The organism is Streptomyces sp. NBC_00239 (assembly GCF_036194065.1).
Taxonomy (GTDB): domain Bacteria; phylum Actinomycetota; class Actinomycetes; order Streptomycetales; family Streptomycetaceae; genus Streptomyces.
Window position 1 is genome coordinate 520472 of the sequence record NZ_CP108095.1, and the last position, 12966, is coordinate 533437.

The following is a 12966-nucleotide window of genomic DNA, read 5'->3' on the forward strand; positions in this document are numbered from 1 at the left end:
ACCACCTCGCCGACGTTCCGCACCCATGAGGGCGGAAGGACCGGTCAGCCCCTACCGAGCAAGGACGAGCAGCACTGTGCGAAACACACGCATGGCATCTCTCATGGCCGCCGGCGCCGTGGCAACTTTCCTGTCGGCACTGACACCTGCAACTGCCTCTTCCGTACCCGATTCTTCTGTGTCCGAGGCCTCGACGGCCAAGGACCCTCTGTGGCAGTACGCGCAACAGACGCCACGGTGGCAGCGATGCGACGCGAAGAACCCCGCCACCCATCAGTGCGCGACGCTCAAGGTGCCGCTGGACTACGGCGATCCCGGAGGCAAGCAGACCCACATCGCGATATCCCGGCTGAGGGCAGGCAGCGTGAAGGAGCGTCGCGGTGTTCTGCTGCTCAACCCCGGCGGCCCCGGCGGGCCGGGACTGAATCTGCCGGTCGGACCGGAGCTGAGCATCCCCCCGGCGGTGAAGAGGCAGTACGACCTCATCGGATTCGACCCGCGGGGTGTCGGGCAGAGCTCCCCCGTCGGCTGCGGTCTGACGCGCGACGAGCAGGACGCGGAGCCCGCGTACCGGGCCGAGACCTTCGCGAAGGACGTGCGGCGGGCACGCGCGGTGGCCGCCAAGTGCCGGGCCCGGGAGGGCGACAGGCTGCGGCACCTCACCACCCGCAACACCGCTCGGGACATGGACGTCATCCGTGCCGTGCTGGGCGAGGAGAAGATCTCCTACCTCGGCTTCTCGTACGGCACCTACCTCGGCGCCGTCTACGCGCAGATGTTCCCGCGGCGCGCCGACCGGTTCGTACTGGACAGTGCGGTGGACCCGGCGGGGTACGGGCGGGGCATGTTCCGGAGCATGGCGCAGGCGACCGAGCCCGCCTTCGTGCGGTGGAGCGCATGGGCCGCCCGGCGGCACGCGACGTACCGCCTGGGCCGCACCCCGGCCGAGGTCCGCAAGACCTTCTGGGACCTGGTCGCCCGGGCCGACCGCAGGCCCATCGACGACAACGGGACCCTCCTCACCGGGGACGGCATCCGCGCCGGGCGCGCCACGTTCTTCCGCGTCCGGAAGGCCGCCGAATGGGTCGCCGGGCTGAAGCGGACGGCCGGGAGCGGAAAGCCGGACCCGTCCGGCACACCTCGGCCGACCCCGACCCCGACCCCGGCCCCGGCCCCGACTCCGACCCCGGCCCCGGCCCCGCCCCCGGCCCCGACCGCGTCGGCTTTCGGCCGTGACGTTCCCCCGGACAACGAGGCCGCGAGCGCCTGGACTGTCCTGTGCGCCGACACCCGCGGATCGTGGCCGCGCGATACCGAGCAGTACCGCGGTGACGCCATCCGCGACAGGGCCCGGTATCCGCTGTACGGCGACTTCGCGTCCACCATCAAGCCGTGCGCCTTCTGGACGCCGGGCAGCGAGCCCGCGACCACGGTGGACAACAGCAGCAGAGTGCTGATCGTGCAGAACGAGTGGGACTCCCAGACGCCCCTGGCCGGCGCCCGGGCCATGCACCGGGCCCTGCGCGGTTCCCGGATGGTCACCGTCGCCGGCGGAGAGGGGCACATCGTCAACGGCACCAACTCCTGTGCGGACAAGAGCGCCACGGTCTACCTGACCACGGGCAGGCTCCCGGCCGAGGACCTGACCTGCCGAGCGTCTCCCAGGCCGTAGGTGGCTCGATCGGGGCGAGCACGCTGCGGAGCCGTGGGTGCGGAAGGCCTTGCAGCCCACGGCGCATGGGCGCCGGTCACATGGGGAGGGAGAGCAGACGGACCGGGCCTGGAGGCCAGTGCGCGTCGTCGCGCAGGGGCGTGGTCATGGTGTGCAACGGCATGGTCACCACACGGTCTTCGGGTTGCTCGACGCGTACGTCCCGGCCGAGCGGGTGCCATCCGAGGCGCTGGTACAGCGGCACGAGAACGGGTCGGCAGAACAGGAGCGCGTGCTCGGGGCCCATCGTGCGGGCGTGGTCGAGTGCCGCTGCGACCACGAGCCGGGCCAGGCCCCGGCCTCGTACGTCGGGCGCGACGGCCACTCCGCCGACGCCGATCATCTCGGTCTCGGCCGTGCCGAGCGCGACCGGCAGCCGGCGCAGCCCGGCGTGCGCCACGAGCCGGTCGCCGTGTCGGATGCCGAAGTGTTCCTCCTTGGGTAGCCAGGTCAAGCCGACCGCGGCAACACCGAACGGATCGTCGCCACCTCCGAGGATCTCGTCCTGATCCGCCCTCGTGTACGAGGGGAGCCGTACGGCGCTCGGTTCCGGGGAGGCGTGGTTCGCAGTCATGCCCACATGATGATCTCTCGCCCGCAGGCCGGCCAAGCTCTGCTTCCGAGCCGCGACTTGATCCAGCCACCGCCGCCCGCCGGTCCGGCCCCCGGCCGACCCGCTTCCGCCGTGGACTCGTCATGGGCAGCCTCCCGGGCCCCGTTGCCTCCGGCCCGTGGTCCGTCCGGGCGCGGCACGCGGGGTCAGCGTGCGGGGAGCTGATCGTAGGTCTTGAAGGTGTACAGCGCGGACAGGGTGATGGTGTTGCCGGTCTGCGCCGGGAGGTCGAGGCGGTCGTTGAGCAGCCTTCCGAGAGGGCCGCAGCCGGTGGCGGCCGGGACGGTGAAGGCAGTGTCGGTCGCGGCGAACTTGATCACCGGCGGGTTCTTCGAGACCCACTCCGAGCTGCCTATTCGCTTGAGGCGGATCTCGATGGGGGTGTCTCCCCCGCCTATGACGCAGCTCTGGGGCAGGAGCGGGCTCACTGCGCGGTAGCGGAGAGTGAAGAGGCCCATGTTCTCACCGACCGAGTAGAAGTCGGAGCGGCCGCCGTACTCCGGCTGGAGTGCGAGGGAAAGCAGGCGGCTGCGGTCGGAGGACGGGTGGCCGGTCACCCCTCCGGGGACGGGTGTCGGGCCGCCGCGCAGGGCTCCCCACACCTGGCCCTTGGTTCCGTCGGGCAAAGGGCCCTCGGCGTGAGTGATGGTCATCGGGGTCAGCTCGGGGATGTAGCGGTTCCCGAGTTGCATGGACCCGGTGGCGGTGAGCACTTCGCACTTCCAGCGGGCGGCGTCGACCCCGGCCGGGATGGCCGGGCAGTCTCCGAAGTCGTACGAGGGGGTGGGGGCGGCCAGCGCGGGGGTGACCGCCAGACCGGTGAGGGTGGCGGACAGGGCGAGCGCTGCGGCTGCCGAGCGGCGGAGCATGGTGGTCTGCATGGCTCCCACAGTGCCGCCGGCCGCCACCCCGCGTCACCGGGGACATCCCCCGCCCGACCCTGAGCCCACCCTGATCCCACGTCAGGGTCAACACCCCTGTCCCACCACGACATTTCGGCGAGGCCGAGTCGACGCCCCGCTCCGGGCGGCCCGCGGCCGGTGTCGAGAAGCACGAGCTGCGACGCTCCGCCTTGTGATGCACCGTGTCAGACGCCGCGGGCTTGACTTGACCGGCGAGATCCGAAAGAGACGACCTAAGAGGTGGGGAGGAGGCCGGCGACGAGGTCGGCGAATTCCTCGGGGTCGAGGATGCGGATGCCCAGCTCCTCGGCCTTGGTGCGTTTGGAGCCGGCCTTCTCGCCCGCCACCACGAGGGTGGTGCGCTTCGACACCGACGACGATGCCTTTCCGCCCGCCCGCTCGATCAGCTCGTTCATCTCGTTCCGGGACAACACCGCGAGGGGGCCGGTCATGGAGCCGGTCACCACGACGGCCTGTCCGGCCAGCGGGCCGCCCGCCGAGCCCTCGCCATCGTCTCCTTCGGTCGCGGGCTTCTCCGGCTCGGTGACCTGCGTGCCGACCCGCTGGGCCTGGAGCTTGTCGAGGAGCGGGGCGAGTTCGACGAGTTCGGCCGCGATGACGCGGGCCTTCTCGGTGCCGATCCCGTCGACCCCGGCCAGCATGTCCGCGTCGGCGGCCCGGATCGCGGCCATCGAGCCGAAGTGCGCGGCGATCCGGCGGGACATCGTACGCCCGGTGCCGCGGACACCGAGGGCGCAGAACACGCGGCTCAATGCGGCCCCGCGTGCCGTCTCGATCGCGGCCAGGAGGTTGGCGGCGCTGGTCTCGCCCATCCGCTCCAGACCGAGGAGCTGCTCGCGGGTCAGCGTGAACAGGTCGGCGACGTCCTTGACCAGACCGGTCTCCACCAGCTGGATCGCGCGCGTGCCGCCGAGCCCTTCGATGTCGAGCTGGTCCCGGCCGGCCGCGTAGATCACCGAGGCCACGGCCTGACAGCTCCGGCCGCGCACGCACCGCCACCGCTGCTCGGAGGCGTCGATCGCGTCGCCACAGCGGGGGCACGCCTCGGGGAAGACGATCGGGCTCTCGGCACCGGTGCGCTGGTCGACCAGCGGTGCCTCGACCCGGGGGATCACGTCGCCGGCCCGGTACACGAACACCTGGTCGCCGATCATGAGCCCGCGACGGGTGATGTCCGACGGATTGTGAAGCGTGGCGTAGGTGACCGTCACCCCGTCGATGACCACGGGCTCCAGGACGGCGCGCGGGGCGATGATCCCGGTCCTGCCGACGTTCCACTCCACCGCCAGCAGGCGCGTCACCTTGTGCTCGGCCGCCAGTTTCCGGGCCACCGCCCACCTCGGGGCGCGCGAGCCGTTGCCGGCCTGCCGCTGGTCCTCGGCCGTGTCGGCCTTGACGACGACACCGTCGATCCCGAACGGCAGCTCTGCGCGCAGACCTGCGATCACGTCGATGCGTTCCTGCGCCTGCTCCAAGGTCTCGCACCGCATCGGAGCGGCGGCCGTGCTGGCGGCCGTGTTCGCGCCGAGCACGGCCAGGTTCTCCAGCAGAGCGACGTGGCCGATCTCGCCCAGGCCGATCGCACCGTACGCGAAGAAGGTCAACTCGATCCGGTAGGGGCGGTCCTTGGCCCGCAGGGTGCCGGCCGCTCCGCTGCGCGGGTGTGCGAAGGGCGTGGCATCGTGGTCGAGCCGGATCCGGTTGGCCTCCTCGAACTGCGTGGTCGTCAGCAGCACCTCGCCGCCCAACTCGACGTCGATCGGCCGGGTGAGCACCGGGGGCAGGCCGAGGACGGCGTCGGCGGCGTGGGTGATGTCCTCGCCGGCCAGGCCGTCGCCGCGGGTGAGGACCTGAACGAGACGACCGCCCCGGTACCGGGCGGCCACCGCGAGGCCGTCGAGCTTCGGCTCCACGCACCACCCGGCCACGGGGTGCCCGAGACGCCGTTCCAGCCCTGCGGCCCACTCGGCGAGCCCGTCGGCGTCGAAGACGTTGTCGAGGGAGAGCATCGGCACCGAGTGCGGCACGTCACCCTGTACGGCGCCGCCCGCCACCTTCCCGGTCGGCGACTCGGCAAGCACCTCGTCCGGGTGGGATTCCTCGTAGGCCGTGATGGCGCGCAGCAGCCCGTCGTACTCGTCGTCACCGAGCGGGGTGGTCCCGTCGCCGTAGTACGCGGCCGACGCCGCCAGGGCGGTGGTCACGGCCTCCGCGTAGGCGGCAGGAGAGAGCAGGGCACTGTTTTCCGTCATGAAGGTCATCATCGTGCCCCGCACTGACAACGCCACCGGACCCGCCAGCCGAGGCACGGGAGGCCTCTTCCCGGGTGCGTGGTCCGGAGACGTACAGCCCGCGCTCGCCCTCCCACGACAAGTGCGCGAGGCGAACGGCGAGCAGTCCCTGCGCCCCGACCACCCGTCACTCCGGCACCCACACCCGCCGCGCGGCGCGGCTCCATAGGGGGGAGGTGCGGTGTGGCGGGCGGGCCGTTCTGCCCCGGCGTGTGCCAATGAGGGGATGACCGGGACCTGCGCGGACCTGACCCGCGCTTTCCTGGCGGGCGCGGATCTCAGGAAGGCGACGTTCTGCGGGGAATTTTCCCTTCTTCCCATTGGCAGCACCGAGGAGCCCCAGCCCGTGGCCACGTGTGCCGACCTGCGGGGCGCCAACCTCATCGGTGCGAACCTCTCGGGAGTTGATCTCACCGGCGTGGACCTGTCCGGGGCGGATCTCACCGACGTCGACCTCACGCGGGCCCACCTCGCCAAGGCCAACCTTTCCAAAGCCGACCTCACGGGCGCGAATGTGACGGGCGCCGACCTCACGGGCGCCCGGCTCGACGGCGCCACGCTCAAGGGCGTGCGCGGCCTCCCGGCCTCCGTGCGCTGACGTTCCTACCGGTGGCGTACGGCCTTCGTCGTACTTGCCGGTGGGGACTCCTCGGCGCGGGGCGTCGGCGGGGAGGACGCTGCGCGGTCGGGCCGACGGCACAGCTCGGGGCACCGGTGGAGCCGGCCCGGCGGGCGGCGGGCGGCGGGCGGGCGTCACCGTCGGCTGCGGCCGATGGGAGCGGACCGCTCCCGCATGGCCGAATCCGTGTCTCCGGGGCATGGGACCCATTGACCCCACAGAGCCGTGACGGTTGCATGCTCGTGTCCCTCTGGTGGGGAACCGGAGGAGAATCCGCGTCTTGCCTGGGGGGAAAATGAGCGGAAGCGGGAAGAGCAGCACCACCAGACGGGTACGGGCCGCCCTGAGCGCGGCGGTCGTGGTCTGCGCGGTCACCGCGGCGCTGCCCGGAGCCGCATGGGCCGAGCCCACGGAAGTGGCGGGCGCCGCGGACGACCGCCCGACCGCCGTCGAAAGGATCAGCGTCGCGGCCGACGGAAGCCCGGCCGACGGCAACTCTGCCGGGGGCTCGATCACTCCCGACGGCCGCTACGTCGTCTTCTCGTCGTCGGCTGCGAACCTCACGCCCGACACCGCGACGGGAGGCGACCGGGCGTTCATCCGCGACCAGCAGACGGGGCAGACCAAGCGGATCGGCTCTCAGAGCCCGCTCGAACCGCCGGTGATCAGCGGCAACGGGGACTTCATCGCGTTCGCGCACCAGTGGATGAGGAACGTACGCATTCGCCAGGATTGGGTGAGCACGGGCCAGGCGATCTCCGCGAACTGCTCGGCCTACAGCTGCAACCAGCCGACCTTGAGCTCGGACGGCCACTCCATCGCCCTCGCCATCCTCATGAGGACCCCGACGCTCAACCGTCAGACCATCGAGGTTCAGGACTGGAGCACCAAGCAGACCGTCGCTAACCTCGGCCACACCCTTCCCTCCCGGCCGTCCATCAGCGGTGACGGCCTGCATGTCGCGTACGAGGACGGCCAGACGCGGGACGTCTTTCTCTGGGACCGCACCACCGGCACCACCTCCGGCCCGGTCGAGGGCCCGTCCAAGGCCGCAGCGCTCGTCCAGCTCAGCGACGACAGCAGCAAGATCGTCTATCTTTCGGGCTCCGACACCTACGTCCATGACGTGGCCTCGGGGACCGCCCAACTAGTGGCGAACGCACGGGGCGTGGCCATCGACCCCACCGGCCGCTACCTGCTGTACGCGCCGCAGGACACGAGCGGACCCTCGCTCGTGCTCCGCGACCTGCAGGCGGGCACCGACGAGGTCGTCTCGGTCCAGCCCGCGACAGCGGGGACCGACGCGGTCAGCGCCGGCGGGCACGACGTCGTCTTCCGGTCCACGGTCGACGGCATCGTGCCGGGCGACACCAACGGCAAGGCGGACGTCTTCGTCCGCCACTTCCTCTGATCTTCCGCTCGCCGAGCGGGGGGGCAGCACGGTCGGGCACGGCGGGGGTGGCGCCGAGGGCTCGGGCTAAATGATCTAGCATGCAGAGGAGTTGACGATCACAAGGCCGGTCGATCGGGGTCTCCTTCAGGCTGTCGAGCGCCTGGTGGCCATCGGCCCGCAGCTGGGGATGCCCCTGCCCTTGCAGCTGGGCACGATCCCGGCCGAGCGAGCGGTCACTGCCGTACGCGCGACCGTGCGGACCTTCTTCGACGCGCAGCTGCGCGGACGTCCCGACACCGCAAACCTGCTCATGGGGGCCTCACCGCGCCATCCGGAGATCCAGTACATCGCGGGCCGCTGAGCCGTTTCGTTCGGACCACCTCGCCGACCGGATGAAGGCGGCGGACGCTCGACGTCGACTTCACCCTGCTGCGCGAAGGGGCTCCGAGCGTCGTCGGCTTGGACCGGGCCGCGTGATGCCGGGCGCGGCCACGCGCGGTGGGGCGGTGAGCAGTCCCCCGCGCGGGCCGGTGTCCGTACCGCGCCGGGTGTGCCCGCGGCGACGACGCGGGCGCCGAGTAGTCAGGCGGGCTGGACGGTGATGGTGCACAGGCGCTTGGTGGCCCGGGTCAGGGCTACGTACAAGTCCCTCTCCCCACCGGGGCGGGCCGTGATGATTTCCTCGGGGTACATGACGACGACCCCGTCGAATTCCAGGCCGCGCGCTTCGGACGCCGGCACGATGCGGGCGTGGTGGGCAATGCCTCGGGCCGTCAGCTCGTTCACTCTGGTGTCCGCGCAGATCACTCCCAGGAGCTCGCCCGGGTGCGCGGTGCTCTGGGCGCGGAGTTCCTGGACGACGGCGGCGGCCGACCCGTCCGGGGGTGTGGTCACGGTGCGGGGGCGCTCGCCGCTGCGCAGGGACCGTGTGGGCTTCTGGTCGGGAGCGATCCGCGTGAGCAGGTCCCGGACGCTCTCCAGGATCTCCTGCGTGGTGCGGTAGCTGACGGTCAGGTGGTGCAGTTTGAACCGCGGTCCGACGTGGGGGCTCAGTGCTTCCTTCCAGTCGCGTGCTGTCGCGACCGGGCCGGCCTGGGCGAAGTCGCCCACCAGCGTCATCGCCCGTGCCGGGCAGCGGCGGACGATCATCCGCCACTGCATGGCGGTCAGTTCCTGCGCCTCGTCGACGACGACGTGCCCGTACGTCTGCTCGGGTGGGCCGTCGACCAGGCTCGCCGCCTCGTCCAGCAACGGCACATCGGCATCGGTCCACGGGTCGTCCGGACCGCGCAGCAGAAGGGACCGCTCCTGCGCGGTCATGCGGGGCAGGTGCTCGGCGAGAGCGCCGGCGTCCGTCAGGAGCGCCTTCACGAGGTCACCGGGTACCAGTCGCGGCCACAACACCTCAACCGCTCGGTCGACGCCGGCGTCGTCGAGGAGATCGGCGCGGATGGCGTCCAGGTCCAGCTCGTGGACGGGGCCCGAGTCGGCCGCACCTTCGGCACGGTGCTGGGCGGCTCCCGTGAACCGGTCGAGGTCGATGCCCGTCATCCTTTCGGAATCGGCGTCGATCTGCTCCAGGAGGTCGCCCATGTCCCGTTGCATCGCGTCGGTGACGGAGTCGACCAAGAGCTCCTTGAACACCTGGCGCGCGGGGTTGTGTCCGGGTGCGGCTGCCACGGCGGCGTCGCGTGCCCTGGCGACTTCCTCTCCGGACAGGTGAACCAGGTCCCTTCCGACCCGCACGGTGAAGTCACCGGCGGGGGCTTGGTGGGCGCGCAGCAGGGCGGCCAAGGCGTCGGCGAGGTCGGAACCGCCCTTGAGACGCGCCGTATCGAACGGGTCCACCGTGTCCGTGGACACTCCGGCCAGTTCCCGGCAGGTCGCCAGAACGACGTCGTTCTCTCCGAGCGAGGGAAGGACCCGGGAGATGTAGTCGAGGAACCGGGCGTTCGGGCCCACCACCAGGACGCCCTCCTCCGCGGCGCGCGGGAACGCGTACAGGACATAGGCCGCCCGGTGCAGGGCGACCACCGTCTTGCCGGTGCCGGGCCCGCCCTGCACCACGGTCACCCCGCGGTGGGCGGAGCGGACGACCTCGTCCTGCTCGGTTTGCAGCGTCGCGACGGCCGCGTGCATCCTGCCCGTACGCCGTGCCGACAGAGCCTCGGTCAACGGGCCGTCCCCCACGACGTCCTCGTCGGTCGGGGCGGTCCCGTCCAGCAGTTCGTCGCTCACCGAGATGACCGTGCGTTCCTCGAGGCGCAGGTGCCGGCGCCGCCTCAGGTCCATCGGGTGGACCGGTGTCGCCTCGTAGAAGGGCCGCGCCGCGTTCGCGCGCCAGTCCACGAGCAGAGGCAGGTCGTCCTCCTCCGTATGCAGTCCGATCCGCCCGATGCGCAGGGCCGTGCCGTCCGTCCGGTCGATGCGCCCGAAGACCAGCCCTTTTTCGGCGCCCTCCAGCCGGCCGATTTCCTTGGCCAGACGCTCGGCGGCGATTTCTCTCTCGTATGCCTCACCCGCGCTTTCCGCCGGGGCCTTCAGCACACTCGCTCGGTGTGTTCGCGCCTCGGAAAGCCGCTCGGTGAGCAACTCGTATAAGGAGGAAACGTAATCCCGCTCCGATTCAATCGCACGCGCAGCGGGGTCGTTCATTTGCGACAACAGGGGGCTCCTTCGATTCGAGCCACACCATACGGTCAAAGTTTCGTGAAGATAAGTCTTGACTTGCTTGACGAGCCATGGCCTTACGACTGGCTGAATCCATGGCGGCTGAACGGTATGGCGTATCGCGCATTCCGTCGTTCCGCATATCGCCAATCGCGCTCCCTATGCCCGCCTGCCTTATGGCGATCCCGCCCTTGGATGTCGGCGATGTTTTGCCGCGCTCGGGAAAACGGGGGAGGACCCGGCGAGTCGACAGGCGCCGCGGGCGTCCAATGAACGCGGGCTATCCGGAGCCCTGCGGCGCCGATCCCATCAGATCCGACGATGGCTGATGGCAGGGTTTGCCGACGGTCAAGGCCTTTCGCGTGACCGGGCAGCGCCCCCTTGCCGATCCCGGACCGGACGATGTCAGTGGCTGGTGGCAGGATCGAGGGGTGCTGATCAAGGGATACGACGTCAGCCCGCTGGTGCCGGGCGAGTCATTGCTGGTCCGGCCGGGCTTCTGGTCGAACCACCTGCTGGCGATGTGCAGCGACGGAGGGTGTGCCGAGCACCCGGTGCCGGAGTGGTTCGGGGACGACTGCGCCGATGTCGATGAGCTGTCCGAAGTCCTCTTCGATCCTGAACGCTGGCCGGTGTTCAGGGTGCCGGCTGAAGACGGCCCCGCAGCCGTGGTGGTCTACCGCAACCTGGACGGCGACTGCGGCACCGACTACCTCCTTGCCCATCCAGGAAGGAACTGCGTCGAACAGATCGCCAGTTGGGACGGCGGAGACTTCTCGGGCACTGGGCTGACATGGCTCGACCTGATCCGGATCGCCGACAGCCCGTCCTGTGCGGCCGAAGGCGTCCAGGGAACGGCCGCCCGCTTCCTGCTGCTGCTTCCCCTCCTCACCGACCCGGACGTGCCGGAAACAGCATCGGCAAGGCTGATCGCCGCCCTGACCGCCATCGGCGCGCCGCAGGACACTGCCTGCATCACGGCGGAGCATCTGCTGGCCCACCTCACGAGGAGGTCCCGGCACGACCCCACGTGGGCGTCTCCGCTGAGCGGCAGCTGAGAGGCGGGCCCGGCCGTCCCGGGCCGATGCCCGCCCTTCACCCACGCAAGCGGTTCGCGGCTCTTGGGAGCCTGTCAGGCGACGGTCGGCGGGGTGTCCCGCAGGGTGACGTTGGCGTGGCTCTCCTGGAAGCTCTGGTCTGAGACCAGGGTCAGCCGGGCCGTGGACTGGAACTCCGGAAGGGTGGTGGAGCCGCAGGACACCATCGTGGTCTTGAGTTTGGCGATGGTCACGGCGAGCCCTTCGTTGAGGTCTCCGGCGTAGGGGACGTAGCCGTCGACGCCTTCTTCGAAGATCAGGCCCTGGCCTCCTTGTCCGTAGCGCTGCCAGTTGCGGGCGCGGTTCGAGCCCTCGCCCCAGTACTCCTTCACGAAGCCGTCCCGGGTGGGGAGCTTCGCGCCGGCCGCCTGGTCGAAGCGGGCGAAGTAACGCCCCATCATGACGAAGTCGGCTCCCATCGCCAGTGCCAGGGCCACGTGGTAGTCGTGGACCAGCCCGCCGTCAGAGCAGATCGGTACGTACGCGCCGGTGCGATCGCGGAAGGCGTCCCGGGCGGCGGCGACGTCCAGGACCGCGCTGGCCTGGCCGCGGCCTATGCCCTTCTGATCGCGGGTGATGCAGATGGAGCCGCCGCCCACGCCGACCTTGACGAAGTCCGCACCGGCCTCGGCGAGGAAGGTGAACGCCTCGCCGTCGACCACGTTCCCGCCACCGGTCGGGATCTCCGGGTAGTGCTTCTTCACCCAGGTCAGGGCTTGCGCCTGCCAGTCGCTGTAGCCGTCGGAGGAGTCGAAGCACAGGGCGTCGGCACCGGCCTCCAGCAGGGCGGGAACGCGCTCCCGGTAGTCGTGGGTGTTGATGCCGGCGCCCACGCGCAGGCGCTTGGCGCTGTCGACGGCTTGGTTCGGGAAGCGCTTGTTGTCCGCGTAGTCGGATCGGAAGACCAGGTACTGCAGGTGGCCCTCGGCGTCGAGCACGGGGAGGCAGTCGAGCCGTTGGTCCCACAGTCGGGCGTTGGCTTCGGAGAGCGTGGTGTCGGCTGCGGCGTGCGGGAGTTCGGCGATGGCGGTCATCCGACCGCTCACCGGTCCGTCGAGGTCGTGGCGCTGGGGGTGGAAGTCGCGGGAGGTCACCAGGCCGAGCAGGCGGCCGGTGGCGCTGCCGTCGTGGGTGACCGCGGCGGTGCTGTGGCCGGTGCGTTGCATGACGGCGACCAGGTGGCTCAGGCTGTCGTCGGGGCGGACGTTGGTGTCGCTGGTGACGAATCCGGCCTTGAAGTTCTTCACCTGTCGGACGGCCGCGGCCTGGTCCTGGATCGACTGATTGTGGTGCAGGAAGCTCAGACCGCCGTTGCGTGCGAGTGCGATGGCGAGTTCCGGTGTGCTGACGGCCTGCATGATCGCGGACGTGAACGGGGAGCCGAGTTCGATCGCCGACGACTCTCCGACGGCGTGCCGCACCAGGGGCGTGCGCAGGTTGACCGTCGCGGGCGAGCAGTCGGTCCGGGTCCGGTTGGGCAAGAGAAGAAACTCGTTGAACGTCCTTGAGACCTCGGCGATGACCTGTGCCACTCGTTCCTCCTGACCCGTCGACCGGAACCCGACTGCCCGGCCGTGAAGACCGACCCGTGTCCCAGAACCGGGCAGGCAGGCAGGTGCCGGCACGGCAGCTGTGGAGGTGCCACGAAC

At 70.6% G+C, this 12966-nt stretch carries 10 protein-coding genes; 5 read left to right on the plus strand and 5 right to left on the minus strand.

Annotation, left to right across the window (positions count from 1 at the left end; all coding sequences use genetic code 11):
- Positions 1-103: 103 nt before the first annotated feature.
- Positions 104-1672, plus strand: a complete 1569-nt coding sequence (locus OG764_RS02390; protein WP_443056176.1) for an alpha/beta hydrolase — start codon at positions 104-106, stop codon at positions 1670-1672.
- A gap of 76 nt (positions 1673-1748) precedes the next feature.
- Here OG764_RS02390 and OG764_RS02395 read toward each other — a convergent pair whose 3' ends face one another.
- The 3 genes from OG764_RS02395 to ligA all read right to left on the minus strand — a co-directional run bounded on the left by OG764_RS02395 (position 1749) and on the right by ligA (position 5508).
- Positions 1749-2285 (minus strand): GNAT family N-acetyltransferase, encoded by a 537-nt coding sequence (locus OG764_RS02395; protein ID WP_328966684.1) that lies wholly within the window; start codon positions 2283-2285, stop codon positions 1749-1751.
- 185 nt (positions 2286-2470) lie between these two features.
- Positions 2471-3205 carry a hypothetical protein gene (locus OG764_RS02400; protein ID WP_328966685.1) on the minus strand — a complete coding sequence of 245 codons (735 nt, stop codon included), beginning with the start codon at positions 3203-3205 and terminating at the stop codon, positions 2471-2473.
- Between the two features lie 254 nt (positions 3206-3459).
- Entirely contained in the window at positions 3460-5508 is a 2049-nt protein-coding gene (gene ligA, locus OG764_RS02405; protein WP_328966686.1) for an NAD-dependent DNA ligase LigA, read from the minus strand.
- A gap of 376 nt (positions 5509-5884) precedes the next feature.
- Between ligA and OG764_RS02410 the strand changes: the two genes are divergently transcribed.
- The 3 genes from OG764_RS02410 to OG764_RS02420 all read left to right on the plus strand — a co-directional run bounded on the left by OG764_RS02410 (position 5885) and on the right by OG764_RS02420 (position 7911).
- The gene (locus OG764_RS02410; RefSeq protein ID WP_328966687.1) at positions 5885-6136 is read left to right on the plus strand and encodes a pentapeptide repeat-containing protein; all 252 of its coding nucleotides are present in this window, start codon (positions 5885-5887) and stop codon (positions 6134-6136) included.
- A gap of 316 nt (positions 6137-6452) precedes the next feature.
- Positions 6453-7568, plus strand: a complete 1116-nt coding sequence (locus OG764_RS02415) for a hypothetical protein (protein WP_328966688.1) — start codon at positions 6453-6455, stop codon at positions 7566-7568.
- A gap of 91 nt (positions 7569-7659) precedes the next feature.
- Entirely contained in the window at positions 7660-7911 is a 252-nt protein-coding gene (locus tag OG764_RS02420) for a hypothetical protein (protein WP_328966689.1), read from the plus strand.
- A gap of 221 nt (positions 7912-8132) precedes the next feature.
- Here the strand turns inward: OG764_RS02420 and OG764_RS02425 are convergent, their stop codons facing one another.
- Positions 8133-10205 (minus strand): HelD family protein, encoded by a 2073-nt coding sequence (locus tag OG764_RS02425; protein ID WP_328972856.1) that lies wholly within the window; start codon positions 10203-10205, stop codon positions 8133-8135.
- A gap of 377 nt (positions 10206-10582) precedes the next feature.
- Between OG764_RS02425 and OG764_RS02430 the strand changes: the two genes are divergently transcribed.
- Entirely contained in the window at positions 10583-11278 is a 696-nt protein-coding gene (locus OG764_RS02430; protein ID WP_328966690.1) for a hypothetical protein, read from the plus strand.
- A gap of 74 nt (positions 11279-11352) precedes the next feature.
- Here the strand turns inward: OG764_RS02430 and OG764_RS02435 are convergent, their stop codons facing one another.
- Entirely contained in the window at positions 11353-12849 is a 1497-nt protein-coding gene (locus OG764_RS02435) for an IMP dehydrogenase (protein WP_328966691.1), read from the minus strand.
- Positions 12850-12966 lie beyond the last annotated feature (117 nt).

Excerpts from the sequence above, each read along its gene's own strand:
- OG764_RS02390 (WP_443056176.1), top strand. The coding sequence starts at position 104 with ATGGCCGCCGGCGCCGTGGCAACTTTCCTGTCGGCACTGACACCTGCA.
- OG764_RS02395 (WP_328966684.1), bottom strand. The coding sequence starts at position 2,285 with ATGACTGCGAACCACGCCTCCCCGGAACCGAGCGCCGTACGGCTCCCC.
- OG764_RS02400 (WP_328966685.1), bottom strand. The coding sequence starts at position 3,205 with ATGCAGACCACCATGCTCCGCCGCTCGGCAGCCGCAGCGCTCGCCCTG.
- ligA (WP_328966686.1), bottom strand. The coding sequence starts at position 5,508 with ATGACCTTCATGACGGAAAACAGTGCCCTGCTCTCTCCTGCCGCCTAC.
- OG764_RS02415 (WP_328966688.1), top strand. The coding sequence starts at position 6,453 with ATGAGCGGAAGCGGGAAGAGCAGCACCACCAGACGGGTACGGGCCGCC.
- OG764_RS02425 (WP_328972856.1), bottom strand. The coding sequence starts at position 10,205 with ATGAACGACCCCGCTGCGCGTGCGATTGAATCGGAGCGGGATTACGTT.